The sequence below is a fragment of the Burkholderia seminalis genome (assembly GCF_001718535.1).
Taxonomy (GTDB): Bacteria; Pseudomonadota; Gammaproteobacteria; order Burkholderiales; family Burkholderiaceae; genus Burkholderia; species Burkholderia seminalis.
Genome location: NZ_CP013399.1, coordinates 757,043 through 783,741, shown reverse-complemented (window position 1 = coordinate 783,741; position 26,699 = coordinate 757,043). Strand labels below are relative to the sequence as shown.

Sequence of the window (26,699 nt, the reverse complement as noted above, 5' to 3'; positions counted from 1 at the left end):
TGGCGCTTGCCGGCCTCCCGGATCCTCGGTCCGACGAAATAGCCGATCGGATTGGCCCGCGGGATGAGCCGAGAAACCACACGCCACAAGTCGGCCTTTTCGCGTAGATGCCGTGCCGTCGAGCGCGCGAACGGGTATCAGCCGTCGAACGGCGCCAGCTCGTAACTCGTGCTCCGGCCGCCGGACGACGAACGGCGCAGCACGCCGTGTTCGACGAGTTCCGCGATGTCGCGCAGCGCGGTGTCCTGCGAGCACTTCGCGAGGGCCGCCCACTTGGTCGTCGTCAGCTTCCCCTCGAAACCGTCGAGCAGGCGATTCATCACCTTGGCCTGGCGCGCGTTCATCGCGAAGCCCGCACAGCGCTGCCAGAAGCGCGCCTTCACCAGCACCGCGTCGAGCGTCGTGTGTGCGTGATCGATCGCCCTGCCGAGGGTATCCAGGAACCACGCGAGCCATTCCGTGACGTCGAGCGAACCGCGCTGCGTGCGCTCCAGCACGTCGTAGTACGCATTGCGCTCGCGCTGGATCTGCGCCGACAGGCTGTAGAAACGCTGCGGACTCCGGTCGGCGCGCGCCAGGACCAGATCGCCGAGCGCACGCGCGATACGGCCGTTGCCGTCGTCGAACGGGTGGAGCGTGACGAACCACAGATGGGCCAGGCCGGCCTGGATCAGCAACGGCTCGGCCGGTTCGGCATTGAGCCACGCGAGAAAGCGCGCGATCTCGTGCGTCAGGCGCGCGGCCGGCGGCGCCTCGAAATGCACGCGCTGCCGGCCGATCGGGCCGGACACCACCTGCATCGGCCCGCTCGCATCCGTGCGCCATCCGCCGACCGTGATTCGCGACAATCCCGAATAGCCGGTCGGGAACAGCGCCGCATGCCACCCGAACAGGCGCACCTCGGTCACCGGCGCCGCCGCATGGATCGTCGCGTCCAGCACCATGTCGACGACGCCCTCGACGTGGCGGTCGACCGGCGCCAGCGCGCCGATGTCGACCCCGAGCCGGCGCGCGATCGACGAGCGGACCGATGCGACGTTCAGGGTTTCGCCCTCGATCGCGCTGGTCTTGACGACGTCCTCCGTCAACGCGGCCAGGCTCGCCTCGTCGCGCAGCGCGAGGCCGATGTCCGCCAGCCGCCCGGCCAGCATGCCTTGCGCGCGGCTGACGTCGGCCAGCGGCGTCGCGAGTGCCGGAAGGTCGAAGCGCCACGCCGGCCAATCGGCCGATTCCCAGATGAAAGTGTAATCTCCGCTCATGATGCGGAGATTATCCCACCAATCCACCGCATGGCTCAATATTCTCCGCATATTTTGCGGAGAATATGCGCGCTATTCACCGCACGGTGGCCTGCTATCGCGTCCGGCCCGCGTCGCGCTTCCCGGGCGGCGGCGCGTCGCCGAGCCGCTCGGCAAGAAATCCGATGAACGTGCGCAGCGTGACGAACCCTTCCCGATGCTGCGGGAACACCGCATTGAGCGTGATCGGCGGCGGCACGTACGCGTCGAGCACCGGCACGAGCGCGCCGCTGTCGAGCGCCGCGCCGACGATGAAGTGCGGCAGCAGCGCGATGCCAAGCCCCGCGATCGCCGCGTCGCGCACCACTTCGCCGTTGTTCGCGACGAGCGGCCCCTGCACGTCGAACGTGCGTGACGCGCCGTCGACGCGGAATTCCCAGCCGACGCGCCGCTCGCGCCCGTACAGCAGGCAAGTGTGACCGGCGAGATCGGCCGGTGTCTGCGGCGTGCCCTGCCGCTTCAGGTACGCGGGGCTCGCGCACGCGATCATCCGCCACGCGCCCAGCGGGCGGGCGATCAGCGTCGAATCCTCGAGCGAGCCGATCCGCAGCACGAGGTCGAACCCTTCGCCGATCAGGTCGACGCGCCGGTCGGTCAGGTCGAGGTTCAGCCGCACGGCCGGGTGCGCGGACAGGAATTCGGCGATCAGCGGCGACACGTGGGTGATCCCGAACGACAGCGGCGCGCTGATCTTCAGCGAGCCGTGCAGCTCGGTGCTGCGCACCGACATCGCCTGCTCGGCGTCGGCGATCTCCGCCAGGATGCGCTGCGCGCGCGCATAAAACTCCTGCCCCGATTCGGTCACCGCGAGATTGCGCGTATTGCGGTGCAGGAGCCGCACGCCGAGCGACGCCTCCAGCGCCATCGTGCGCCGGCTGACGAACTGCTTGGACAGCATCAGTTGGTCGGCCGCCGCCGTGAAGCTGCCCGCATCGACGGTCGCGACGAAGATCCTCAGGTCGTTGAGTTCCATATTGTCCACTCCATAGCGACAGTCATTATCTCTACAGCCATTTATTTGTCAAATCGATTGACCTAAGATTCATCTCAACGAACGGCCGGGCCCACTTCCGAGGTCCGGCGACTTCAAGGAAAAAATCATGATCGAAATCCGTGCAGCAAACCAACGTGGCCGTGCGGAGCATGGCTGGCTCAGCTCCCGTCATACGTTTTCGTTCGCGAATTACTACGATCCGAAGCAAGTCGGCTTCTCCGACCTGCTCGTGATCAACGACGACCGCGTCGCGCCGGGCCGCGGCTTCGGCACGCACCCGCACCGCGACATGGAAATCCTGTCGTACGTGCTCGACGGCGCGCTGGAACACAAGGACTCGATGGGCACCGGTTCGGTGATCGTGCCGGGCGACGTGCAGTTGATGAGCGCGGGCACGGGCGTGCGCCACAGCGAGTTCAACCACTCGCCGGACACGCCGGTCCACTTCCTGCAGATCTGGGTCGGGCCGGCCGAAAAGGGTGCCGAGCCGCGTTATCAGCAGACGAATGTCGCGGCCGACGACAAGCGCGGCAAGCTCGCCCTCGTCGTGTCGCCGAACGGCGACGCCGGTTCGCTGAAGATCCGGCAGGACACGCGGATTTACGCGGGCCTGTTCGACGGCGATGAGCGCACGACGCTGGAACTTGACCCGAGCCGCTTTGCTTACGTGCACGTGGCGCGCGGCAGCGTGACGGTCAACGGCGTGACGCTCGGCGAAGGCGACGGCGCGCGCATCCGCGGCGAACAGGCGCTGACGATCGCCGACGGCCAGGATGCCGAAGTGCTGGTGTTCGACCTGCGTCCGGTCGAAGTGACGGCCGAGTGGGCATGACGCCCGTTCGGGAAACCGGGCCCCGCTGAATGCGGGGCCTTTTTAATCGGAGATTCGCAACATGGCCAAGGTTCTGGTTCTTTACTACTCGTCCTACGGGCACGTCGAAACGATGGCGCAGCACATCGCCGAGGGCGCGAAATCGGTGCCCGGCGTCGAGGTCACGCTCAAGCGCGTGCCGGAAACGATCCCCGTCGACCAGGCCCGCGCGATCGGCGTGAAGGTCGACCAGGCCGCGCCGGTCGCCACGGTGGACGAACTCGCCGACTACGACGCCATCATCTTCGGCACGCCGACCCGCTTCGGCAACATGGCCGGCCAGATGCGCACGTTCCTCGACCAGACGGGCGGCCTGTGGATGAAGGGCGCGCTCGTCGGCAAGATCGGCAGCGTGTTCGCATCGACCGGCACGCAGCACGGCGGCCAGGAAACGACGATCACGTCGTTCCACACGACGCTGCTGCACCACGGGATGGTGATCGTGGGCGTGCCGTATGCGTGCAGCGGGCTCGTCAACATGAACGAAATCACCGGCGGCACGCCGTACGGCGCGACGACGCTCGCGGGCGCGGACGGCAGCCGCCAGCCGAGCGCGAACGAACTCGACATCGCGCGCTACCAGGGCAAGCACGTCGCGGAAATCGCCAGCAAGCTCGCGTCGTAACGCGGCGGCCTCGCGCCGCTGCCGTTGCGCACGAACGAACGGCGCCGGTTCGACCGGCGCCGTTCGTCCTGTGCAGGGCTGGCGGGCGTTACTGGCCCGAAGCCGGCGCGGCCGGCGCCGCCTTCGTCGCGGGCGCCTTCTGCACGGCGTTCTGCGGATAGTTGCTCTGGTCGTTGGTCAGCCGGTAACCGCTGCCGGTGCCGATCGCCTTCAGGTCCGACGCGTGCCGCGCACGGGCCGCCTTGCGCGCCGCCTTCTTCTGCGCCTTGTCGAGCTGCTTCTGCGTCGGTGCGGACGCCGGATCCTGCGCGTATGCCGCCGGCACGGCGGTCAACAACAGACCGCACGACGCCGCTACTGCTGCTGCCACCGAAACCACGCGAGACTGCTTCATGGCCGGATCTCCTTGTCGAGTGTTGATTGTGGATTATCGGACACCGGCGCGCACGCGACGGCTTGCGACAACGGCGCCGATGCAACGTTAGCCGATCGCCGCGCAAATGTCCGTGTGCGTTCCTGAATTCTCCTGATAACGACAACGATACGTGCACGCGGCACGGGCCGTCCTTTCGGCCTGCCATCCGCGCCATCAGGGAAACCGATAGCCCGCGGCCGACCGGCGCGCGTTCAGATCCAGCGCGACAACACCGGCAGCAGGATCGGGACGACGAAGGCCGTCAGCACGCCGTTCAGCCCCATCCCGAGCCCGGCGAACGCGCCGGCCTCCTCGCTGACCTGGAACGCGCGCGCGGTACCGATACCGTGCGACGCGACGCCGAGCGCGAAGCCGCGCACGGCCGGCTCGTCGACCCGCAGCAGATTGAGGATGCCACGTGCGCACACCGCGCCAAAAATCCCGGTCGAAATCACGAGCACGGCGGTGAGCGACGGAATGCCGCCGATCTCGGCGGCGACCGCCATCGCGATCGGCGTCGTCGCCGATTTCGGCGCGAGCGACGCGATCGTCTGGCCCGACGCACCAAACAGCGCGGCGATGCCGACCGCCGACACGATCGCGGTCAGCGAGCCCGCGAGCAGGCCGACGAGCAGCGGCAGCGCGGTGCGCCGCAGCTTCGGCCACTGGCGGTACAGCGGCAGCGCGAGCGCGACGGTCGCGGGGCCGAGCAGGAAGTGGACGAACTGCGCGCCTTCGAAATACGTCGGATACGGCGTATGCGTGATCGTCAGCAGCACGACGATCAGCGCGACCGCGATCAGCACCGGGTTCGCGAGCGGGTTGAAGCGCGCCCGCGCATAGACGGCCTGCGCGAACAGATACGCGACCAGCGTGATGGTCAGGCCGAGCAGCGGGGTCGCGGCGAGATAGACCCAGATCGCGCCGAGTTTCGGGAAGGCCGTCATTGCACGCCCTCCGCGTTGCCGCCCGCGCGGCGCTGGCGCCGCAGCAGCGCACGCGTGACGAGCGCCGTCACCGCGATCGCCAGCGTGGTGCTGACGGCCAGCGCGACGACGACCGCGACCGCATCGCCGCGCACGCGATCGGCCGACACCATGATGCCAACGCCGGCCGGCACGAACAGCAGCGACAGATGGCGCAGCAGCTCGAGCGCGGTCGGCTCGATCGCATCGGCCACCTGCGGGCGCAGCATCACGAAGCCGAACAGCAGCAGCATGCCGATCACGGGGCCCGGCACCGGCAGGCCGAACAGATAGGACACGCCTTCGCCGAGACACTGGAAGATCAGCAAGACCGCGAACGCCTGCAACATGAACCGCTTCTCCCGAATGGTTGCGCCGGGCCGGCGGCTTGCCGCGCCGGCATGGACGATACGCGCGATCGTACCAACATTGCCGGCCGCCGGTCGCGACGGCGCAATCGCACGATCCCGGCTCGACCGTGTCGCCCCTGCGGACACCGTCGTGCTTCACCGCCCCAACCGCGCGCCGGTCGCATGCAAAAAAGGCGGGCATACGCCCGCCTTCGTTCCGTTCGCACACGCACCGCGACGCTTGCGGCGCGCGTACGCGCCCGCCGCGTTACTTCAACCGCGTCGCGATTTCGTTGGCCATCGCCTTCGTCGCGGCTTTCGTCGGTGCATCGTCGGCCAGCGCGTTCAGCAAACCGAAATCGTGGATCGTGCCGTCGTAGCGCGTGGTCGTCGCATCCACGCCGGCCGCGTCGAGCTTGCGGCCATACGCTTCGCCTTCGTCGCGCAGCACGTCGAACTGCGCCACCTGGATCAGCGCGGGCGGCAGGCCCGTCAACTGCGTGGTGCTCGCGCGCAGCGGCGACGCGTAGATCTCGTTGCGTTGCGCTTCGTTCTTCGTGTAGGCGTCCCAGAACCACTTCATCATCGGCCGCGTCAGGAAGTGGCCCTGCTGGTACGCGTTGTACGAGCCCGTATTGAAGTTGTGGTCCGTGACCGGCCACATCAGCCCCTGGAAGCGGATCGCGGGGCCGCCCTTGTCCTTCGCCATCAACGCCACGACGGCCGCCATGTTCCCGCCGACGCTGTTGCCGACCACCGCGAGGCGGCTGCCGTCGACACCGATCTCGGCGCCATGCGCGGCCACCCACTTCGTCGCCGCATAGGCCTGGTTGATCGCGACCGGGTAATGCGCTTCCGGCGACGGCGTGTAGTTCACGAACACCGCGACGGCGCCCGACTGCACGACGAGATCGCGCACGAGGCGCTCGTGCGTCGGGAAGTCGCCGAGTACCCAGCCGCCGCCGTGGATGAACACGAAGACCGGCAGCGTGCCCGTCGCGCCTTGCGGGCGCACGATCGTGACGGGTACCGACAGGCCGTCCTGCTCGATCGTGCGGTTCGACACGTCGATGCCGGACAGGTCCACCTTTACGCCGTTCTGCGCATCGACCAGCACCTGACGCGCCTTCGCGGGGCTCAGCGTTTCGAGGCCCGGGCCCTTCTGGCCGTTCAGCACGGCGAGGAACGCACTCGTCTTCGTATCGGGACGGATGGTATCGGCGCCGGCCGCGAATGCGGCGGGGGCGGTGGACAGCGCGGCCGCAACGGCGGCGGCGATCAGCAGCGGCTTGACGATCTTCATGATGGTGTTCCTTGGCGTTCGCGGTTGAATGACGACAAATGATTCGGAATGCGATTGATTAGAGAAGCGTGAGCGTGACGTCGATGTTGCCGCGCGTCGCGTTCGAGTACGGGCAGACGACGTGCGCACGGTCGATCAGCGTTTGCGCGACGTCGCGATCGAGGCCCGGCAGCGAGATCTTCAGCTCGACTTCGATGCCGAAACCGTTCGGGATCGCGCCGATGCCGACGCTGCCTTCGATGGCGGCGTCCGCGGGCATCGCGATCTTGTCGCGGGCCGCGACGAACTTCATCGCGCCGATGAAGCACGCGCTGTAGCCGGCGGCGAACAGCTGCTCGGGGTTCGCGCCTGCGCCGCCCGCGCCGCCGAGTTCGCGCGGCGTGGTCAGCTTCAGGTCGAGACCGCTTTCGGGCACCGTCGCACGACCGTCACGGCCGCCGGTGGCTTTTGCATGGGCGCGGTACAACACTTTTTCGATCGACATGACAGACTCCTTTGCAGTAAATGAACGAAACAACCTTCGAACCGGGGATCGCGTGCCGTCGGCTTTTTCCGCCGGTCCCGCGCTTGTTTATCTACTCATAGATAGACAAGCATCCCCAAAAAATACAGAAGCATTACCCTCTGCGCCGATTGTCTATCTATTACTAAATAGACAACAAGAACCAATAAAACGGCGGCGAACCGCCCTGCTACCCGCGCGGTCCGTCAGGACCGCGCCTTCCAGACGGCCTCGACATCCTCGAGGCGCGCCCGCGTGTGAAACAGCCGGCTGGCCAGCACGCTACCCTGAAACGCCGCGTACAACGTGCGCGCGGCCGTATCGGGTTCGCCGCTGAACTGCAGCGTACCTTCCTTCGCGCCCTGCGCCAGCAATGCCGCCAGCCAGCTTTCGTTGGCCTTGAAGAACGCCTGCACGGCCTGCCGCACGTTCTCCGGCAGCGTTTCGATATCGGCCGCGAGCATCCCGCACAGGCAGATCAGGTTGCCGTCGCCGAGCGTGCGGCCGAACATCTTCGTGTACAGGCTCAGCTTCACGTCGGCCGGCAATGCCGGATCGATCGTCCGCATGGCCGCGAGGACTTCGTCGCTGTACACCGCCACCGCTTCCAGCACCAGATCGTCCTTCGACGGGAAGTAGTAGTGGATGCTCGACGTCTTCACGCCCACCAGGTCGGACAGGTCTCGATAGCTGAAGCCGTTGTAACCGCGCAGCATCATCAGCGTGATCGCGTGATCGAGAATCTGTTCGCGGACGGTCGGTTTCGTTTCCATGGATCGAACTTTATCTACTCATAGATAGACAGTCAAGGACTTTTTTCGGGGCACCATGAAAAGTCTGAAAATCTGGCGCCCCGGCGAGCGCACCGACCGGCTCGCCGCCGCCGGCCCTCAGCCCGGGACGGGTTCGGCCAGCGTCTCGCGGTTCGCGCTTTCCGCCGCGTCGTCCGCCCCGGCCACGGGCAAGCTCAGCACTACCGTCGTGCCCTGCCAGGCCGCGCTGTCCACGCGAATCTCGCCGCGATGCCGATCGACGACCGCCTTGGCGAACGCCATTCCGAGCCCGACGCCCTTCGTGTAGGGCTGCCCTTGCAGGCGAAAGCGCCGATAACGCTCGAACAGATGCGCCTGCTCGCTGGCGGCGATCCCGTAACCGTGGTCGCGGATGATGCAGCGCACCGACGCGCGATCCTTGGTCAGTTCGACCGTGCACTCGATACGAGTATCGGGTGCGCTGTACTCGACGGCGTTACCGAGCAGGTTGGCCAGCGCGCGCGACAGCAGTGCCGGGTCGCCGTACACGAGCGCTTCGTCGCAACGCGGCACGTCCTCGACGGCAATCCGCTTTTCCTGCGCGCGCGGCCAGATTTCATCCCGTGCCTGATTCATCAGGTCAGCGACGTTGACGAGCTCCGACACGCACTCGCCCGCCTCCGCCCTCGAGACCTGCGCGAAACCGTCGGCCATCGCCAGCGTATGGCACGCCAGCCTGCCGATTTCATGCAGGCGCTCGCGCAGGGTGCAGCCGGACGGGCATTCGGCGGGCGCATTCACCAGCACGACGACCGACGTGAGCGGCGCGCGCATGTCATGCGAGAACAGCGTCAGCATGTCGCTGCGCTGCCGCTCGAGCACCGAACGGCGAACGTAGGCGCCGCGCAGCATGTCCAGTGCGTCGTTCACCCGCCCGATCTCCGGGCTCGCGCCCGGCACCCGGGCGATCGGCGACACATCGCCCTGGCTCAGCGCGACGATGCGCCGGCTCAGCTCGGCGAGCGGCTTCGACAGCGTCCGCTGTGTGCCGCGCACGAGCAGGAACAGGATCAACGTGCACAGCGCCGCTTGGGCGACGGATAGCGCCATCCTGACGCGGGCGGCATCGCGCAACTCGACGGTGCGCGCGCTCGTCATTTCGATCACGCGGTCGCGCAGTTGCTCCGACGCCCCGAGATCGCGCATGATCCGCCGCGCGAAGTCCTCGACGCTCATCGCATACGCACCCGTCCGGCTCGCTCGTATCGTCGCCGCGACCAGCGGCAGGAAGCTGCCGTCCAGCGTGTCGTTCAGTCGTGCGAAGTCGTTTGCGAGCGTCGTGTCGGCGAGCAGCGGCGCGATCGCGCCGGCGATCAACGCGCGCAGCTGCATGATGCGTCCGCGCATCTGGATGATGCTCGCGAGCCGCTCCTCGCCGATCGGCTCGCGCTTGATCAGCGACGCGACGAACAGCGAGCCGAGCCGGCCGGTATATTCGCGCAGGTCGCCAAGCAGGTGCGCGAGCATCAACAAACCCGACGTCGCCGGATTGCGCATTGCCGTGCCGGCCATGACGTCGTCGGCCAGTGACGCGAGATCGTCGGCGACCGCGAACATCCGGTCTTGCGCCGCCTGAACCTGCCACACCGTGCGCGCCGTCAGCGGCTGCGCCGCGAGCGCGTCGACTTCGCCACGGGCGCCGTCCAGTTCCGCGCGGATCGACTCGAACGCACGCAACGCGATCCGCCGCTCGGGTGCCTCGAGGGTCGCCGCCTGCGCGATTTCCGTTCGAAGCGCGTCGAGTGCCAGGTTCGAGCGCATCCGTGCATCGCTTACGGCCTGCACGTCCGCCGCCGGGTCGCGCCGCTGCAACGCAAGCAGCGTGTTGGCCGGCCAGCGTTCGGCCGAAATCAGGTTCGCCGCGACCATCGCGCGCTCGACCCGCCCGAAATCGCGCAAATCGAGGCTCCCCTGCCGGTATTGCCGGTAGCTTTCCAGGACGATCGTTCCACACGCCACGATCGTCAGCATCACGACGAGCACGAAGCCGATGCCCATCCGCTGTTGGATCGAGAGGCCATCGAAGCTCATGGCGCCCGTCCGCTTCGGCTACGGAGCACACCCGATTCGGCATCGCCGGTGGGACATGGATACGTCACGTTCGATTCCTGAATTACGTCATTTCCGTTGACAACACTCATCGCCGGCATCAATTGACGCACAATCGAAATCAATGGCCTCGCCATCGAATGACACATGGAAAAAAACACGCCGTTTCATCATGCTTATTTCATCGTGAAATATCCGATTCAACGGCTCCCGTGCGACGACTTTCGACGGCCTTCCGCCACACGCTTGCTTCGCACTGCGATACACCTGGGTTTCAGTCGGCATTCAGCGGCAGACGTACGCCGACGGTCGCAGCACGGCGCCGCCTGAATCGCCTGCCATTAGCCACTGCCGCGATGGAGTCTCGACCTTTTCAAACGGAATGTAAACGCGACATTCGACGCAGGGGAAATACCGGATAAGCAGGACGTTAGTATTACGACTTTCGTCTTGTACAATCCTGTTCTTTCCTATCGGATAGGCGTCGGCTTTCCCACAGCCCATCGCGCCCATGAAAATACTGATCGTCGACGATCACGCGCTCCTGCGTGACGGCGTGGAGATGCTGCTGCGTCGGGAAGACGCCGACATGATCGTCGTTCAGGCGAGCAGCGCCGATGACGCGCTGCACCTGCTCAACCTGCACGCAGACCTCGACGCCATCGTGCTCGACTTGAAGCTGCGAGGCATGGACGGGATCGACGCGCTCGCCGTGTTCGCGAAGATGCGCCCGGGGCTGCCCGTCATCGTGCTGTCGTCGTCGGAAGATCCGGGCGCCGTGCGCGCCGCATTCACGCAAGGCGCGATGGGCTACGTGCCGAAATCGGCCAGCCCGCATACGCTGCTGTCTGCCATCCGGATCGCGCTCAGCGGCGAGCGTTACGTGCCACCGCTCGTACTCGACGAACACGCGACACAGCAGCCGGACAGCGCCGGGGCGACGACGCTTTCGCGCGACGAGTTGCTGACGCACCGCCAGATCGAAGTGCTGCGCTATCTTGCGGAAGGCATGCCGAACAAAGTCATCGCCCGCAAGCTCGGCCTGTCGGAAAAAACCGTCAAGGCGCACATCACTGCGATCTTCAAGGCGTTGAACGTGATCAATCGCACGCAGGCGGCTGCCGTCGGCAGGAAGGCCGGACTCATCTGACCGGAAGCGCGAATTGCGTTGCCGGCGGGGATCGCCTAAATTTTTTCTGCATCCTCGACGCAAACGGGGGCGTTGATGACAACCCCGCCCCGAGACACGAATCGTGGCGCGATCCTCCGACTCCCCGATGCACCCGCGTGCGACGCGCGCGATTGCAATTCGCCTCACACGCAATGAACGACACTTGACGGACATTCATGTGCATTCACGTGGCAATGAACGGGCGCGGCACCGACGCCGACCGCCGGACCCGGTCGCGATACCGCATGCGGGCTCCGGGTCCGGGGCGTGATACCCGAGGAGCCCGTGCATGACGCGCGCCGACGAATCACCCGAAGCCCCGCCGCCGATCGTTTCGGCAGCCTCGGACGTCCCGTTCGACCTGGCCGCCGACGTGATCGCGCGCTGGCAGCGTCTCGTCGACCTGATGGCGGAAATCGTCGGCGTGCCGGCCGCGCTGATCATGCGCAACGTCGGAAAAGACATCCGCGTGCTGGTGGCGAGCCGATCCGAAGGCAATCCGTTCTATCCGGGCGAATCGGCCGAGCTGCACGGATCGGGGCTTTATTGCGAAGCGGTGATCGAGAGCGGCCGCTCGTTGGTCGTGCCGAACGCGCGACGATCGGAACGCTGGAGAAACAATCCGGATCTGCGCGTGAATATGGTTTCGTATCTCGGCCTGCCGATCCGCTGGCCGGACATGACGACGTTCGGCACGATCTGCCTGCTCGACTGCAAGGAAAACGCCTATTCGGAGCGGTACATCCGGCTGGTCGAAGAGCTGCGCAACCAGATCGAGATGCAGTTGCAGCTCATCCATGCGCAACGGACCGCCGAACACGCGCGCCAGCAGGCCGCTCAACTGGCCGAAAACTTCCGGCAGCAGAAGGATCTCGCCGCGGAAGCCGTGCGCGTCAAATCGAGCTTTCTCGCGGCGGCAAGCCATGACCTCCGCCAGCCCGTCCACGCATTGAGCCTGTTCGTCGGCGCATTGCGGCACGTGCCGATGCCCGTCGATGGCGCGCTGCTCGTCGAACGCATCGACCAGTCCGTCAATGCGATGGACGAGCTGTTCACCGCGATCCTGGACATCTCGCGGCTCGATGCCGGTGTCGTGCCCGTGCATCGCAGGCCGTTCGCGATCGATTCGGTGCTGGAGCGGGTGTGCCGGGACGTAGCCGTCGACGCGCGCGCGAAGGGGCTGCACCTGTCGTACGTGCCGAGCACCGTGGTGGTCGACTCCGATCCGGTGCTGATCGAGCGGATCGCGCGCAACCTGCTGTCCAACGCGGTGCGCTATACCGACGCGGGACGGATCGTGGTGGGCTGCCGGCGCACACACACGCATGTCCGCCTGCAAGTGATCGATACCGGGCGCGGCATTCCCGCCGATCAGCAAAGCCGCGTGTTCGACGACTACTACCAGTTGCCCCATCGCGACCGCGGCCACGAACAGGGCGTGGGCCTCGGCCTGGCGATCGTACGGCGCCTGGCGGAGCTGCTCGAGTGCCCGCTGGCACTGCGCTCGGCGCCCGGGCAGGGCTCGTGCTTCGAACTGCGCCTGGTACGAGTGGACGCGGTCGTGAAACCGCCCGCGACCACCGTCGACGAGTTCGCCTTCGACGAGGCCGCCGCGGCCGCGGCGCACCTCGTCGTGGTGATCGACGACGAAGCGGCCATCCGCGCGGGCATGTCGATCCTGCTCACCCGCTGGGGATACCGCGTCGTCGTGGCGCCGTCGGTCGACGACGCGATCGCGCTTCTGGCGACCGGCGACGTACCCCCGACGTTGTTGATCTGCGATTTGCACCTGCGCGGCGACGAGAACGGAATCGGCGCGATCACACGGATTCGCGAAGAATTCAACGCGGTCATTCCCGCGATGCTGATCACCGGCGACACCACCGCGCGCCGGCCCGGCCGATCGCAGCACGGCGGCTTCATGCTGCTGCACAAGCCGGTGCCGAGCGACAAGCTGCGCTCGGCAATCATGCGCTGCCTGGGTGCGCCGAAGGGCAGATGAGACCAGGACCGAAACGCGCGACGGCGAGGGTGCCGCGCGGTATCGGGACAGCGATCGTCACTGCGGCCGCAGCATCCGCCGGATGATCGTCCGCAGCATCGCGCGATGCGCGCGCGGCTTGAATCCCGGCTCGAATACGACCCGCCCGACCGCGCCTTCCGTGAGCGCGAGCAACCACGTCGCGACGAGATCCGGCTTCAGGCTCCCGTCGATCGTCCCTTGCGCCACACCGCGCTTGATCAGCGCGACCATCCGCCCTTTCACCTGCGCCTCGTTCGCCGCGAACAATGCCGCGACCTCCGGATTGCGCGTCGCCTCGGCCGCGGTCTCGATGCTGATGCGCGCATAGACGGGATCGCTCGACAGTTCCATCAGCGCCAGCGCGATCTCCTCGATCGCGGTCAGCGCATCGTCGGCGTTCGCATGCCGCGCGAACAGCTCGGCCATCTCGCGCTGGTCTTCCTGTGCGACGGCCTCGACGATCGCCGCCTTGGTCGGGAAATAGTGAAACAGGTTGCCGGGGCTCATCCCGGCCGCCTTGCAGATCGCGGCCGTGGACGTCGCATGAAAGCCGTCGCGCGCAAAACAGTCGATGGCGGCATCCAGAATCTGGCGCCGCTTCGCTTCCACTCTTTCAGGATCGATCTTTCTCAACGGGAACTCCGTACATGACGATCGCTCTAATATTTATTAGACTGATCAGTCGATCTATTATCATGGCGATGGGCTGCGGGCGTCAAGGCGGCCTGCAATCGGACCGGATCGATGCGACACTGGCCGCCGAGCGCGACTATCTGGAAGATGCATCGCAGGCGCTCGCGACGAGGCAGGGGCCCGTGCTGGCCGGGTGGGGCGCGCTGGATAGCCACGTCGATCCGGCGCGTCGTCGTGGTGCCGGGCGCGACGCACGGGCTGCTGCGCGCCGGCTGGTTCGATTACCCGCTCGAGTCGGACTGGCCGCAGTGGAAGATCGGTCCGTACACGGCGCTCGGGCGCCATGTGTATGCGCCCGGCACGCTCGGCCCGATCGAAGCGTGGATCCGGTCGCAGTGAACACATGTGCAACACGGCAGCGCCGCCAAAGGCGCGCTAGATGAAACGGGCATCAGGCAATATCGGTCGCACCGCCCCGCGCGGCCGCTACAAGGAGGAGTTTCAATGTATTCGTGGTTCGAACGTCGCCCGCCGACTTTCCCGCTCGAAGATCCCGTCACGCCGCCGAAGGGATTCTTCTCGTTCGTCTGGGCGTGCACGAAAGGCGCGCGCGGCTGGATCCTGCTGATCGCGCTGACGTCGGCCGCGCTCGCCGCATACGAAGCCGCGCTGTTCGCGATGATGGGGCACGTGGTCGACTGGCTGTCGACGTCGACACCGGCGGAATTCGGCGGCCGCCACTTCGGCGCGCTCGCCGGCTTCGCGGCGATCCTCGCCGGCAGCACGCTGCTGATCGCGCTGCACACGATGGTCAAGCACCAGGTGCTGGCGATCAACTTCCCGATGCGGCTGCGCTGGCTGTTTCACCGGCTGATGCTCGACCAGAGCCTGTCGTTCTACGCCAATGAATTCGCGGGCCGCGTGACGACCAAGATCATGCAGACCGCGCTCGCGGTGCGCGACGCGCTGTTCATGTCGGTCGACGTCGTGATCGGCGTGACCGCCTACCTGATCGGTATCCTCGTGCTGGCGGCCAGCTTCGACTGGCGGCTGATGATTCCGCTCGTGCTGTGGGCGCTCGGCTACGGCGCCGCGTGCGCGTATTTCGTGCCGCGCCTGGGCGCCGTCGGCAGCCGGCAGGCCGACGCGCGCGCGCTGATGACGGGCCGCATCACCGACGCGTATTCGAACATCACCACCGTGAAGCTGTTCTCGCACACCCGGCGGGAAGCCGACCATGCCCGGCGCGCGATGGAGGCGTTCAAGGCGACCGGCGACGCGCAGATGCGGCTTGTCAGCGCGTTCGAGATCGTCAATCACCTGCTGTCGACGCTGCTGCTGGTGGGCTCGGCCGGGCTCGCGCTCGCTCTGTGGATGCACGGCGAGGCGAGCGCGGGCGTCGTCGCGGCCGTGATCGCGATGGCACTGCGACTGTCGAGCTATTCGCACTGGATCATGTGGGAAATGACCGAGCTGTTCGAGAACGTCGGCACGATCCAGGATGGCATCAACACGCTGACGAAGGTGCGCAGCGTGGTCGACGCGCCCGATGCGCGGCCGCTCGCGGTGCAACGCGGTGAAATCGTATTCGACAACGTGCAGTTCGCGCACGAGGACAACGACCGCACGGTATTCGACGGGCTGAACCTGACGATCAGGCCGGGCGAACGGATCGGCCTGATCGGCCGCTCGGGCGCCGGCAAGTCGACGCTCGTGAACCTGCTGCTGCGCTTCTACGACGTCGGCGGCGGCACGATCCGGATCGACGGCCAGGACATCGCGCACGTGACGCAGGACAGCCTGCGCAGCGCGATCGGGATGGTCACGCAGGATACGTCGCTGCTGCACCGGACGATGCGCGAGAACCTGCTGTACGGGCGGCCCGACGCGACCGAGCGCGAGATGCAGGAGGCCGCCGTGCGGGCGGAAGCGTCCGAGTTCATCGACCGGCTGCGCGACCGCCACGGGCGCAGCGGCTACGACGTCGAGGTCGGCGAGCGCGGCGTGAAGCTGTCGGGCGGCCAGCGGCAGCGCGTCGCGATCGCGCGCGTGATGCTCAAGGATGCGCCGATCCTCGTGCTCGACGAGGCGACCAGCGCACTCGATTCAGAGGTCGAAGTCGCGATCCAGCGCAGCCTCGACACGCTGATGAGCGGCAAGACGGTGATCGCGATCGCGCACCGGCTGTCGACGATCGCGGCCATGGACCGGCTGATCGTGCTCGACGAAGGGCGCATCGTCGAGGAAGGCACGCACCAGCAGCTGCTGAACGCGGGCGGTATCTATGCGGCGCTGTGGGCGCACCAGAGCGGCGGGTTCCTCGGCGAAACGGCGGAAGCGGAAGGCGCGGAGCGGTAGGCGGGGATGCCGCGGCAACGTGGCGGCACGGATGGTTTTGCACGGAAGTGCTCGCCGAAGGCGACGAACCGGGTTTCTCGTTCACGACCGGGTTGTGGGTCGACCACGGTTTCCCGGAAATCATCGTGTTCTCGTTGCCGGTGCGCATCGCCCACGATGTACCGGGGGACGCAAACCGGATGGCCGCTTGCCAAACGCCGTCTCCCCTGCACCTCGTGCGTCACGACAGCGGCCACGAGCGTGCCACTGTCATGACGCGCGCCGCTTGCGTGTCAGAAACGGTGGCGAATCCCGACGATCGCAAGCTCCTGGGTGGCCTTGCCGCCATCGACATACGCGTCCGCAATCACCGCCTGCGCCGGGCCCGCGCCGTTGCTGCCCGACGCGTGCCCGTAGCTCATCGTTGCATAGAGATCGGTACGCTTGCTGATCGCGTAGTCGGCCGCGAGCGTGACCTGCTGGTAGGTGGCCGACGAATCGCCGTGCGATTTCAGATAGTTGTAACCCGTCTCGAACAACAGTGCCGGCGAAGCCTGCCATGCGACGAACACCGAGCCGTTGTTGTAGCGCTCGGCCGCCCCGAACGTCGAATGCCCGTCGCGCAGGTATTCGGCATAGCTATAGTGGCCGCCCAGCGTGAAGGCACCGAGCACGTAGCTCACGCCGGCCCGCGCGATATTCACCGCACTCGCCGTCGCATATGCATTGTTGACCGGCGACAGGAAGATCGTATCGGCGCTGCTTGCGCCACGCGTCGACAGCACCGCGTTACCGTTGTCCAGATGCGCATAGCCGGCCGCGACGGTCACCGGCCCGGCCGTGTACGACATCGCGGCGTTGTACGCCTGCCCGGAGCCGACCGAGCCCGCCACGCCGCCGAACCCGTACATCGCGGCCACCTGCAGGCCGCCCCACGACGGGCTCACCCATTTGACCGCATTGCTGTTGCGGACCGAGCCGTCTGCATTGTCGACGTCGCCGGGCGCCGTGAAGTACTCGAGGAAATTGTTCCCCTGCACCGGCAACACCAGGTCCTGCAACGTATCCTGCTGGCGGCCGGCCGTCACCGTACCGAATCCGCCCGACAGCCCGACGAACGCCTTGCGTCCGAACAGCAGGCCGCCGCTCATCTTGCCGCTGTTCACGTTGAAACCGTTCTGCAGGTTGAACAGCGCGCTCAAGCCGCCGCCCAGATCCTCCGTGCCTTTCAGCCCCCACTGGCTGACCGACATCTGTCCCGATTGCAGCTTGACCTGGTTGCTGGCGCCGCCGGTGTTGTGCGTGTACTGAATCGATTCGTCGATGACGCCGTACAGCGTGACCGAGCTTTGCGCAAATGCACTGCCGCACATACCGGCCGCGCATGCAAGTGTGGTCGATGCGATCCATTTCATTGCCGTGCTCTCCTGTCGTTGCGTGGTTGATCCATCTATTGACATGTTTTTGGCTTCATTCGTCATTCAATTCGGATACCGAATTGATACGACCGAAATCGATGCCGTTTTTCCCGGGCCGCACCGGCGACGCGAATCGCCGGCGCGCCCAGGCCTTACCGCGCCGCGCGAGCGCGGTGCCTGAACAGGCAGACCAGCTCGCTCGCCACGTGCGCGGCGGCCAGCGCGGTAATGTCAGCGTGATCGTAGGCGGGCGCGACCTCGACCACGTCCGCGCCGACCAGGTCGACCGACGTGAGCCCGCGGATGATCGACAGCGCCTGCGCGCTCGACAGGCCGCCCGGCACGGGCGTACCCGTGCCGGGCGCGAACGCCGGATCGAGCCCGTCGACGTCGAAGGTGAAATAGGTCGGCCGCGCGCCGACGATCTCGACGATTCGGGCAATGGTCGCGTTCACGCCGTGCTCATGCACCCACGCCGCGTCGAGCACCGACACGCCCATGAAATCGTCGTTCCACGTCCGGATACCGATCTGCACCGAGTGGGCAGGATCGATCAGGCCGTCCTTGATCGCCTTGTAGAACATCGACCCGTGATTGAGGCTGTCCGGCCGATCGTCCGGCCAGGTATCGCAGTGCGCATCGAAATGGATCAGCGAAAGCGGCCGGCCGTATTTTTCCGCATGAGCGACGAGCAGCGGATAACTGATGTAGTGATCGCCGCCGAGCGTCAGCATCCGTGCACCGGCGTCGAGTATCGTGCGCGCATGCGCGACGATCGTCTCCTTGACGGTCGACGGATTGTGTACGTCGAGCCAGCAGTCGCCGTAGTCGATTACCGCATAGTCGTCGAACGGATTGATCCCCCACGGATACGGCAGCAGCACGCCGAGCTGGCTGCTCGCCGCGCGGATCGCGCGCGGGCCGAGCCGCGCGCCCGGACGGTTGGTCGTCGCGATATCGAGCGGCACGCCCGTCACGGCGAGATCGACGCCGGCCAGTTCCTTCGTATACAGACGCCGCATGAACGACACCACGCCCGCATAGGTATTCTCCTTCGACGAACCGTATGGCGACTCGCGGCGGATCGCGCCGTCTCCACGTACGACCGACTGCTTCTGCATGATGTCATCCTTGTTTCGTGTGCCGACAATGCGGACGCCCGGGTCAGATGCCCAGCGCGCAGCCGTCCTTGCGATGGTCGGACGCGCCGATCAGCGTGCCGGCCTCCCAGTCGATCCGGATCGCCTGCGCGCCGCCGATCGCCCAGTTCGGCGCGACGAGGTTGAAGCCGCGTCGCGTGAGCGCTTCGCGCACCGCCGCGGGCATCGTGCATTCGACCTCCACTTGATCGGTACCCGGCCGCGGAAAGATGCGCGGCAGGTCGATCGCCGTCTGCAGGTCCAGATCGTAGTCGAGCACCTTCGACAGGAAGTGCGCATGTCCCATCGCCTGGTAGTGGCCACCCATCACGCCGAACGTGATCTGCACCTTGCCGTCGCGGGTCACCATGCCGGGGATGATCGTATGCATCGGCCTCGCGTGCGGTGCGATCGCGTTCGGGTGGCCCGCTTCGAGCGTGAAGCTCTGGCCGCGGTTGTGCAGCATCACGCCCGTTTGCGCGGACATGATGCCGCTGCCGAACGGATGAAACAGCGAATTGATGAAGCTCGCGCAGTTGCGGTCCTTGTCGACCACGCAGATGTAGACCGTATCCTTGTGCTCCACCGGCGCCGCGACCGGCGCGCCGAGGGCATGCAGCGCCGCGATGCGCGTGCGCAGCGACTCGACCGACGCCTCGGACAACAGCGTATCGACATCCAGCGGCCGGTAGCGCGGATCCGCGAGCAGCACGTCGCGCAACGCATACGCGACGCGCGCGGCGTCGATCTCCCGGTGCAGGCGCTCGGCGCCGAGCGGATCGTCGTTCGCGTCGAATCCTTCGAGCAGCTTCAGCATCAGCAGCGCGATGACGCCCTGTCCGTTCGGCGGACACTCGTGCACGTCGTAGCCGCGAAAACGCGCGGTGATCGGCGTCACGTATTCGCCACGGAACGCCGCGAAGTCCTCCATCGTATGCAGGCCGCCCATGCTACGCAGGCGAGCCACGATGTCCTCGGCGACCGCGCCTTCGTAGAACACGCGCGGGCCCCCTTGCGCGATCGCGTCGAGCGTGCGCGCGAGCAGCGGCTGCCGATGCACGCTGCCCGCGCGCGGCGCATGGCCGGCAACCAGCATCTGCGCGCGGCTCGTGTCGTCCAGCGACAGCAACTGCGCCTGATGGGCCCAGTCCGCGGCCGCGCGCGGCGCGACCGCATAGCCGTCGCGGGCGAGCCGGATCGCCGGCGCAAGCAGCGCGGAAAGCGGCAGCGTGCCGTGGTCGCGCGCGAGCGTCGCCCACGCGTCGACCGCGCCGGGCACCGTCACCGCGTGCGGCGAGTGCCGCTCGATCGACGTGATGCCGAGCGCGCTCAGCCGCTCGACGCTCGCAGCGGCCGGCGCCCAGCCCGACCCGTTGAAGCCGACGATATCGTCGCCGCCGCCGCGCGAATAAAGCGCGAAGCAGTCGCCGCCGATGCCGGTCGAGCCCGGCTCGACGACGCACTGCACCGCGCACGCGGCAATGGCCGCGTCCATCGCATTGCCGCCCGATTCCAGGATCCGGATGGCGGCCAGCGTCGACGCGGGATGCGACGTCGCGGCCATCGCGCCGGTCGACATCACCAGCGAGCGGCCCGGTTGTTCGAAATTCCTCATGGTGTTCTCCCGATTCAGCGTGCGGCCAGCGACCGGCGCCATGCGAGTGTGTCGTCGAGCGCCTGTTTCGACGCGTCGAACAACTGGTCGATTTCGTCGTGCGTGATGATCAACGGCGGGCAGAAATTGAACGTATCGCCCAGCGCCCGCGTGATCACGCCGTACGTCAGCGCCCGCTCGCCCGCATGGATCGCCACGCCTTCGGCGGGCGGGAACGGCGCTTTCGTCGCCTTGTCGGCGACCAGCTCGACGGCCGCGAGCAGCCCGGACCCGCGTGCCTCGCCCACGAGCGGATGCGCGGCGAGATCGGCCACGCGCTGCTGGAAATGCGGGATGACGTCGCGCACGTGGTCGAGCACGCCGTCCTCGTCGTAGATGCGCAGCGTCTCGAGCGCGACGGCCGCGCAAACGGGGTGGCCGCTGTACGTGAAGCCGTGGCCGAAGGTGCCGATCTTCTCGCTTTCGGCCACGAGCGCGCGATAGATCCCCTCGTTGACCATCAGCGCCGAGATGGGGAGGTAGCCGGCCGACAGCTGCTTGGCGACGACGATCATGTCGGGCTGCATGCCGAACGTTTCCGAGCCGAACATGTTGCCGGTCCGACCGAAACCGCAGATGACCTCGTCGGCCACGAGCAGGATGTCGTACCGTTTCAGCACGCGCTGGATCTTTTCCATATAGGTGGCCGGCGGGACGATCACGCCGCCCGACGCCATGACCGGCTCGGCAAAGAACGCGGCGATCGTCTCGGGCCCTTCGCGAAGAATCAGTTGCTCGAGCGAATCGGCGCAGCGCGTCGCGAACTGCTCCTCCGATTCGCCCGGCAGCGCATGACGATAGTAGTGCGGGCAGTCCGTATGCAGGATGCGATCGATCGGCAGGTCGAAGTCGCGATGGTTGTTCGGCAGGCCGGTCAGGCTCGCCGACGCGATCGTCACGCCGTGGTACGCCCGCGTGCGCGCGATGATCTTCTTCTTCAGCGGCCGCCCGAGCGCGTTGTTGTAGTACCAGATCAGCTTTACCGCGGTGTCGTTGGCTTCGGAACCGGAGTTCGCGAAAAACACCTTCGACATCGGCACGGGCGCCATCGCGATCAGTTTCTCGGCCAGCAGGATCGACGGCTCCGACGATTTGTGGCCGAACGCGTGATAGAACGGCAGCTTGCGCATCTGCCGGTCGGCTGCATCGGCCAGCCGTTGTTCGCTGAATCCCAGCGATGCGCAGAACAGGCCGCTCAGCGCTTCGATATAGCGGTTTCCTTCCGTGTCGTATACATAAACGCCCTCGCCACGCTCGATCACCATCGGCCCGACATCGCGATGGCGGCTCAGGTTCGTATACGGATGAAGGACGTAATCGATGTCATTCTGCTTCAGCATGTGCATGGGTACCTTCCTGGTTTCGTCTCTTCCATGGTCGTGTCTTGCGTGTGCGGAACCGGCCGGAACTGGCCGTCGAGTCCCGCTATTTGAGCCCGCCGGACAGGAATTTCTGCAACCGTCCGCTCTTCGGCATCCTCAATATGTCGCGCGGATGGCCCTCTTCCTCCACAACACCCTGGTGCAGGAACATGACGTGGTTCGATACCTCGCGCGCGAAGCCCATCTCATGCGTGACGACGATCATCGTGCGGCCTTCGCCGGCGAGATCGCGCATCACCTTGAGCACGTCGCCGACCAGCTCCGGATCGAGCGCCGACGTCGGCTCGTCGAACAGCAGCGCGTCCGGCTCCATCGCAAGCGCGCGTGCGATCGCGACGCGCTGCTGCTGGCCGCCGGACAGATGGGCCGGGTACGCATCGGCGAAATGCGTCATGCCCACCTGCTGGAGATAGCGCTCCGCCCGCTCGCGCGCCTCCGCGCGGCCGAGCTTCAGGACGTGCAGCGGCGCTTCGACCACGTTCTGCAGCACCGTCATGTGTGCCCACAGATTGAAATGCTGGAACACCATCGCGAGCCGCGTCCGCATCCGGCGCAACTGCACGGGATCCGAAATCCTGATCCGGCCGTTGCGGTCGACCGACGTCCGCACTTCCCCGCCGCCCAGCGACACGCGGCCCGACGAAGGCGATTCCAGAAAATTGATGCATCGAAGCAGCGTGCTCTTGCCCGATCCAGACGAACCGATCACGCTGATCACGTCGCCCGGGTTCGCTGCGAGCGAGACGCCCTTCAGGACCTCGTTGTCGCCGTAGCGTTTGTGGAGATTGTCGACAGACAGTGCATTCATGTGGCGTGGCTCCGCGATTGAGCAAGCGTGGAAAGCGGCAGCGGCCGCAGGTGGACGAGCAGGCGCCGCTCGGCGGTCCGGATCAGCAGCGCGACGAGCCCCGTCAACGCGAAATAGACGGTGCCGACGGAAATGAACGCCTCGAACGGCGCGTAGTAATTCGCGTAGGCATCCCGCGCGGCGCCCGTCAGGTCGATCAGCGTGATCGCGCTGACGAGCGATGTGCCGTGCAGCAACAGGATGATTTCGTTGCCGTAGGCGGGCAGGAACCGGCGCAGCGCCGACGGCAGCACGATGCGGCGCCACGCGGTCGCGCGCGACATCCCGTAGGCTTGCGCCGCTTCGATTTCGCCGTACGCGGTGGTGCGAATCGCTCCGGCCAGGATTTCCACGGTATACGCGCAGGTGTTCGCGGTCAGCGCGATCAGCGCGCACCCGAAAGGGTCACGCAGCGGCAACAACAGCGGATTGCCGCGCTGCCACGCGTCCTGGACCCACTGGAACTGACCGAATCCGTAATACACGAGCATCAGTTGCGCGAGCAGAGGCGTGCCGCGCATGAACCACGTGTAGACCGCCACCGGGCCGTGCACGACGCGGTTCGGCGACACGCGCAACACGGCCAGCGGAATCGCGAGCAGCAACCCGAGGGCCAGCGAGCCCACGGTCAACTGCACGGTGATCCACAGCCCGCCGGCGTACGCGCCGAGCAGCGCGATCCATTGTTCATGGCTCATCCGTGCAGCCTCCCCTCGCGCATGCCGCGGTTCAGGCGCACGCGGGCACGCGCCAGGCATGCCGTCGATCCCGACGTCACCAGCAGATACACCGCGCAGGCGGCCAGGTAGAACGTCATCGGCGCCTGGGTCGTGCGGCCGGCCTGGTCGGAGATGAACATCACGTCGTGCAGGCCGATCAGCGACGCGATCGCCGTCGTCTTGAGCAGCACCAGCCAGTTGTTCACGGCGGCGGGCAACGCGAGCCGCGCCATCTGCGGCAACAGGATGCGTCGAAAGGCGAGCCATCCCGAGAATCCGTATGCGCGCGCCGCCTCCATCTGGCCGCGCGGCACGCCGAGCATCGCGCCACGGAACGTCTCCGTGTAGTACGCGCCGAAAATGAAGCCGATCGTCAGCACGGCGGTGGCGAACGCGTCGACGTCGGGCGCATGCAAGCCGAACGCGGCCGACAGCTGGTTCAGTAGAATCTGGCCGCCATAAAACACCAACAGCATCATCACGAATTCCGGCACGCCGCGAATCAGCGTGGTATACGCGGTGGCGGCGGACACCAGCACACGCGAGCCCGACAGCTTGGCCATCGCGCCCGCGATGCCGATGCACACGGCGAGCGCGACGGACAACACGGCGAGCACGATCGTCACCTCGGCGCCGCGCAACAGCGCCGGCAGGTATTGCTGCAATTCGGACATAACGCTCCTTTCCAGCGCGCTCGGGGTTCATATCGGCCATGCCGGCGCATCCATGCGCGTCGGCGCGGCGCCGATCGACACGCGATCAGTAGATGTCGAAATCGAAGTACTTCTTCTCGATGGACTGATACACGCCATTGGCGCGAATGGCCGTGATCGCCTGGTTCAGTTGCTGCCGGAGATCGTCGTCGGTCTTGCGCACCGGGATGCCGTAACCCTCGCCGAGCAACGCCTTCTGCTCGGGCGTCGTACCGACGATCGGCGTGCCGACGAACTTGAAGTTCGCGCCTTCCGGTTTCGTCAGAAATGCCGAATACGCGGCGGTCGCGTCCTGCAGCGCGGCATCGATGCGGCCCGAGCGCAGGTCGAGGTAGACCTCGTCCTGGGTCGGGTAGCGCACCAGCTGCACGCCGTTCTGCACCCAATACGCGCTCGCGTACTTGTCGGCCAGCGTGCCGCGTTGAACGCCGACGCGCTTGCCCTTCAACTCCGCCGGCGTCGCGTCCTTGACGGGGCTGTTTTTCGCGACGACCAGCCGGCGCGGCGTGTTGTAGTACTTGTCGGTGAAGGCGACCTTCTGCTTGCGCTCGGCGGTGATCGCGACCGACGCGACGATCGCGTCGACCTTGTCGGCCATCAATGCGGGAAGCAGGCCGTCCCAGCCGATCTGCACCAACGTGCAACGGGCGTGCATCTGCGCACACAGTGCATGGATCACGTCGATGTCGAAACCCACCGGCGTGCCGTCCGGCTGCATCGACGAAAACGGCGGATAAGCGCCTTCGTAGCCGATCCGGATGTCCTTCCACTCTTTCGCCTGGGCCTGCGCGGCCGCCAGCATGACGGCGGCGAGCATCAGGAATCTCATCATGTGTCGTTTCATGTCGATACTCCGTAACGTGTTTCGGTGGAAATGACTGCGTGGTCGTGTTGCAGGTCTCTCGTCTGACGATTATTTCGGATGCCTTATCGATAAGCACGAGGCGTCGGCGACCGCCTCGCCGCGTTCCGTCAGTCGCCGCCCGTCATCCAGTCGCGCAATGCCGGCACGGTCGCTTCGATGTGCTCGCGTACCGCCGCCTCGAGCGCGACAGGATCGCCGCACCGGATCGCCTCGATCAGCGACATGTGGTCGTCGCGCGACGTCTTCGGCTTGTACGCCAGCTCGAGCCACAAGCGCATGTGCGGTTCCACCATCGTATGCAGCCCGGCAATCTGCGTAATCAGGCGCTGGCGGCCGCACAGCTGGCACAGATACTCGTGAAAGCTGCGATGCACGGTCACCCACTGCTGGCCGTCCGGCTCGGCGCGCTCCATCGCATCGATCAGGCGCGTCAACTCGTCGACATGCTGCGGCGTGATGTTCGGCAGCGCCATGCGCGCCGCCAGCCCCTCCAGCACGCCGCGCATGCCGAATACCACTTCCATCTCGTCGACGTCGAGCCCCCGCACGACCGCGCCGCGATTCGGCCGGATCACGACCAACCCTTCGCTGGCGAGCCTGCGAAACGCTTCTCGCACCGGCATGCGGCTCGTATTGATGTCGGCGGCGATGTCCTCCGGAATCAAGCGATCGCCCGCCTTGTACGTCCCCATCCGGATCCGGTAGAGCACGTACGCGTAGGCTTCCTCTTCCGCCGTCGCGGGAAATTGCGGATATGGCGAGGGTGTCTGTCCGTCCATGTTCATGTCATTGCCCTATGTCGCTACGCTGGCTGAGCGTGCGTCGATCCATCCGCCGGGGAATCACCATCGCCCCAATCGGAAAGTATTTTGTAATACTGGATATTTGTATCCGTGGCTGCAATATACGACGCCAAAAATAACCGACGATACGGGTTTACCCGTTGGCAATCGCAACGCGCGTATCCGGTCACATCCCCGCGAGCCGCGCCGATCCGGCGGCTCGAGATTCGATCGCGCATGTGTTGCCGCCCGGCAAAGTTTGCTGATTCGCTCAAACGATCTAATGAATGATCGACCACGCGTACAAGATCGAATCGCGGTGTCGTCGATGCGCGGGGTCGCGCACGAGAATATTCAACGCACGCCCGTCCGCCAACGGGTCGCGCGCAAAGCCGTAGCGCCATACCGGATCGGCTTGTGTCGCACCAGGCAGGCGAATGTTGCAGTCGCAACGACGACGGCGTGGCCACCGCCGGGTCAGGGCTTCCAGCGCGTCGCGCCGTCCCGTTGGATGACTCGTTTTTTCGGCTGCATTTCTTCAGGCCGTCGATGACCAGCCATTGCAGCGATCAAACGTCCGAGCCGCTCGCGCTCCGACTCCCGGCCCCTTGAGCCGGTCGGCATCGGCCACATCCACGCCGCCGAACCGGTTGCGCCAGCGCTCGAACGTCTGTTCCGAGATGTCGTGGCGCTTGCCCGGATCCTTCATGGGTTCGTCCCGACTCTCGGCCACGCGCGGAGTCCGGACGATCTGCTCGTCGGTCAACCGCTTCTTCATCGAGTTCTCCTTGCCTCCGGGAAAAGAGAACTCGCTTGCCGAATGACTACGAGA

Annotated in this window: 24 protein-coding genes and 3 pseudogenes; 7 read left to right on the top strand and 20 right to left on the bottom strand. The window is 66.2% G+C overall.

The window, feature by feature from the left end; translation table 11 throughout:
* Positions 1 to 137: 137 nt before the first annotated feature.
* Both WJ12_RS19290 and WJ12_RS19285 read right to left on the bottom strand, forming a co-directional pair.
* On the bottom strand, positions 138 to 1,259 hold the full coding sequence (locus WJ12_RS19290; RefSeq protein ID WP_197423899.1) for a Fic family protein: 1,122 nt from the start codon (positions 1,257 to 1,259) through the stop codon (positions 138 to 140).
* A gap of 94 nt (positions 1,260 to 1,353) precedes the next feature.
* Entirely contained in the window at positions 1,354 to 2,271 is a 918-nt protein-coding gene (locus WJ12_RS19285; protein ID WP_034191963.1) for a LysR family transcriptional regulator, read from the bottom strand.
* A gap of 127 nt (positions 2,272 to 2,398) precedes the next feature.
* Between WJ12_RS19285 and WJ12_RS19280 the strand changes: the two genes are divergently transcribed.
* Entirely contained in the window at positions 2,399 to 3,124 is a 726-nt protein-coding gene (locus WJ12_RS19280) for a pirin family protein (protein WP_034191964.1), read from the top strand.
* A gap of 61 nt (positions 3,125 to 3,185) precedes the next feature.
* Positions 3,186 to 3,788, top strand: a complete 603-nt coding sequence (wrbA, locus tag WJ12_RS19275; RefSeq protein ID WP_034191965.1) for an NAD(P)H:quinone oxidoreductase — start codon at positions 3,186 to 3,188, stop codon at positions 3,786 to 3,788.
* Between the two features lie 88 nt (positions 3,789 to 3,876).
* On the opposite strand, the gene WJ12_RS19270 is transcribed toward wrbA, so the two are convergent.
* From WJ12_RS19270 to WJ12_RS19240, 7 genes are all read right to left on the bottom strand, one after another.
* Positions 3,877 to 4,182 carry a hypothetical protein gene (locus WJ12_RS19270; protein ID WP_034191966.1) on the bottom strand — a complete coding sequence of 102 codons (306 nt, stop codon included), beginning with the start codon at positions 4,180 to 4,182 and terminating at the stop codon, positions 3,877 to 3,879.
* Between the two features lie 233 nt (positions 4,183 to 4,415).
* Positions 4,416 to 5,150, bottom strand: coding sequence for an LrgB family protein (locus tag WJ12_RS19265; protein WP_049036691.1), 735 nt, complete (start codon positions 5,148 to 5,150; stop codon positions 4,416 to 4,418).
* Entirely contained in the window at positions 5,147 to 5,518 is a 372-nt protein-coding gene (locus WJ12_RS19260; protein ID WP_034191968.1) for a CidA/LrgA family protein, read from the bottom strand. The genes WJ12_RS19265 and WJ12_RS19260 overlap by 4 nt, the downstream gene beginning before the upstream one ends.
* Positions 5,519 to 5,786: 268 nt before the next feature.
* Complete coding sequence (locus WJ12_RS19255) at positions 5,787 to 6,821, bottom strand: alpha/beta hydrolase (protein WP_059562304.1); 1,035 nt, start codon at positions 6,819 to 6,821, stop codon at positions 5,787 to 5,789.
* Between the two features lie 58 nt (positions 6,822 to 6,879).
* Entirely contained in the window at positions 6,880 to 7,305 is a 426-nt protein-coding gene (locus WJ12_RS19250; RefSeq protein WP_034191970.1) for an organic hydroperoxide resistance protein, read from the bottom strand.
* Between the two features lie 224 nt (positions 7,306 to 7,529).
* Positions 7,530 to 8,096, bottom strand: a complete 567-nt coding sequence (locus WJ12_RS19245) for a TetR/AcrR family transcriptional regulator (RefSeq protein WP_034191971.1) — start codon at positions 8,094 to 8,096, stop codon at positions 7,530 to 7,532.
* Between the two features lie 117 nt (positions 8,097 to 8,213).
* Positions 8,214 to 10,166 carry a sensor histidine kinase gene (locus tag WJ12_RS19240; RefSeq protein ID WP_236871761.1) on the bottom strand — a complete coding sequence of 651 codons (1,953 nt, stop codon included), beginning with the start codon at positions 10,164 to 10,166 and terminating at the stop codon, positions 8,214 to 8,216.
* Positions 10,167 to 10,695: 529 nt separating this feature from the next.
* Here WJ12_RS19240 and WJ12_RS19235 point away from each other — a divergent pair.
* A complete protein-coding gene (locus WJ12_RS19235; RefSeq protein ID WP_049028533.1) occupies positions 10,696 to 11,334 on the top strand; it encodes a response regulator in 639 nt (212 codons plus the stop codon).
* Between the two features lie 310 nt (positions 11,335 to 11,644).
* Positions 11,645 to 13,357 (top strand): hybrid sensor histidine kinase/response regulator, encoded by a 1,713-nt coding sequence (locus WJ12_RS19230; protein WP_059562295.1) that lies wholly within the window; start codon positions 11,645 to 11,647, stop codon positions 13,355 to 13,357.
* A gap of 57 nt (positions 13,358 to 13,414) precedes the next feature.
* Here the strand turns inward: WJ12_RS19230 and WJ12_RS19225 are convergent, their stop codons facing one another.
* Entirely contained in the window at positions 13,415 to 14,011 is a 597-nt protein-coding gene (locus WJ12_RS19225; RefSeq protein WP_049028532.1) for a TetR/AcrR family transcriptional regulator, read from the bottom strand.
* 89 nt (positions 14,012 to 14,100) lie between these two features.
* Here WJ12_RS19225 and WJ12_RS37130 point away from each other — a divergent pair.
* The 3 genes and pseudogenes from WJ12_RS37130 to WJ12_RS37195 all read left to right on the top strand — a co-directional run.
* A pseudogene (locus tag WJ12_RS37130) lies at positions 14,101 to 14,410 on the top strand (alpha/beta hydrolase); the annotation flags it as partial.
* A gap of 105 nt (positions 14,411 to 14,515) precedes the next feature.
* Positions 14,516 to 16,369, top strand: a complete 1,854-nt coding sequence (locus WJ12_RS19220; RefSeq protein WP_059562292.1) for an ABC transporter ATP-binding protein — start codon at positions 14,516 to 14,518, stop codon at positions 16,367 to 16,369.
* A pseudogene (locus WJ12_RS37195) lies at positions 16,306 to 16,497 on the top strand (DUF4262 domain-containing protein); the annotation flags it as partial. The gene WJ12_RS19220 and the pseudogene WJ12_RS37195, both read left to right, overlap by 64 nt.
* A gap of 144 nt (positions 16,498 to 16,641) precedes the next feature.
* On the opposite strand, the gene WJ12_RS19215 reads toward WJ12_RS37195, so the two are convergent.
* The 10 genes and pseudogenes from WJ12_RS19215 to WJ12_RS36805 form a co-directional block, all read right to left on the bottom strand.
* Positions 16,642 to 17,763: a porin gene (locus tag WJ12_RS19215; RefSeq protein WP_034191976.1), complete on the bottom strand. Its 1,122-nt coding sequence runs from the start codon at positions 17,761 to 17,763 to the stop codon at positions 16,642 to 16,644.
* A 155-nt stretch (positions 17,764 to 17,918) separates the two neighbouring features.
* The gene (speB, locus tag WJ12_RS19210; protein ID WP_034191977.1) at positions 17,919 to 18,887 is read right to left on the bottom strand and encodes an agmatinase; all 969 of its coding nucleotides are present in this window, start codon (positions 18,885 to 18,887) and stop codon (positions 17,919 to 17,921) included.
* A gap of 43 nt (positions 18,888 to 18,930) precedes the next feature.
* The gene (locus WJ12_RS19205) at positions 18,931 to 20,520 is read right to left on the bottom strand and encodes a gamma-glutamyltransferase family protein (RefSeq protein WP_059562669.1); all 1,590 of its coding nucleotides are present in this window, start codon (positions 20,518 to 20,520) and stop codon (positions 18,931 to 18,933) included.
* A 14-nt stretch (positions 20,521 to 20,534) separates the two neighbouring features.
* The gene (locus tag WJ12_RS19200) at positions 20,535 to 21,905 is read right to left on the bottom strand and encodes an aspartate aminotransferase family protein (RefSeq protein WP_059562289.1); all 1,371 of its coding nucleotides are present in this window, start codon (positions 21,903 to 21,905) and stop codon (positions 20,535 to 20,537) included.
* Positions 21,906 to 21,984: 79 nt separating this feature from the next.
* Entirely contained in the window at positions 21,985 to 22,749 is a 765-nt protein-coding gene (locus WJ12_RS19195) for an ABC transporter ATP-binding protein (protein ID WP_059562286.1), read from the bottom strand.
* The gene (locus tag WJ12_RS19190) at positions 22,746 to 23,486 is read right to left on the bottom strand and encodes an ABC transporter permease (RefSeq protein WP_059562283.1); all 741 of its coding nucleotides are present in this window, start codon (positions 23,484 to 23,486) and stop codon (positions 22,746 to 22,748) included. The genes WJ12_RS19195 and WJ12_RS19190 overlap by 4 nt, the downstream gene beginning before the upstream one ends.
* A complete protein-coding gene (locus WJ12_RS19185) occupies positions 23,483 to 24,181 on the bottom strand; it encodes an ABC transporter permease (protein ID WP_034191981.1) in 699 nt (232 codons plus the stop codon). The genes WJ12_RS19190 and WJ12_RS19185 overlap by 4 nt, the downstream gene beginning before the upstream one ends.
* Positions 24,182 to 24,266: 85 nt before the next feature.
* Complete coding sequence (locus tag WJ12_RS19180; protein WP_080288030.1) at positions 24,267 to 25,064, bottom strand: ABC transporter substrate-binding protein; 798 nt, start codon at positions 25,062 to 25,064, stop codon at positions 24,267 to 24,269.
* 128 nt (positions 25,065 to 25,192) lie between these two features.
* Entirely contained in the window at positions 25,193 to 25,870 is a 678-nt protein-coding gene (locus tag WJ12_RS19175; RefSeq protein WP_080288031.1) for a GntR family transcriptional regulator, read from the bottom strand.
* A 343-nt stretch (positions 25,871 to 26,213) separates the two neighbouring features.
* Positions 26,214 to 26,645, bottom strand: a pseudogene (locus WJ12_RS36805) (transposase); the annotation flags it as partial.
* Positions 26,646 to 26,699 lie beyond the last annotated feature (54 nt).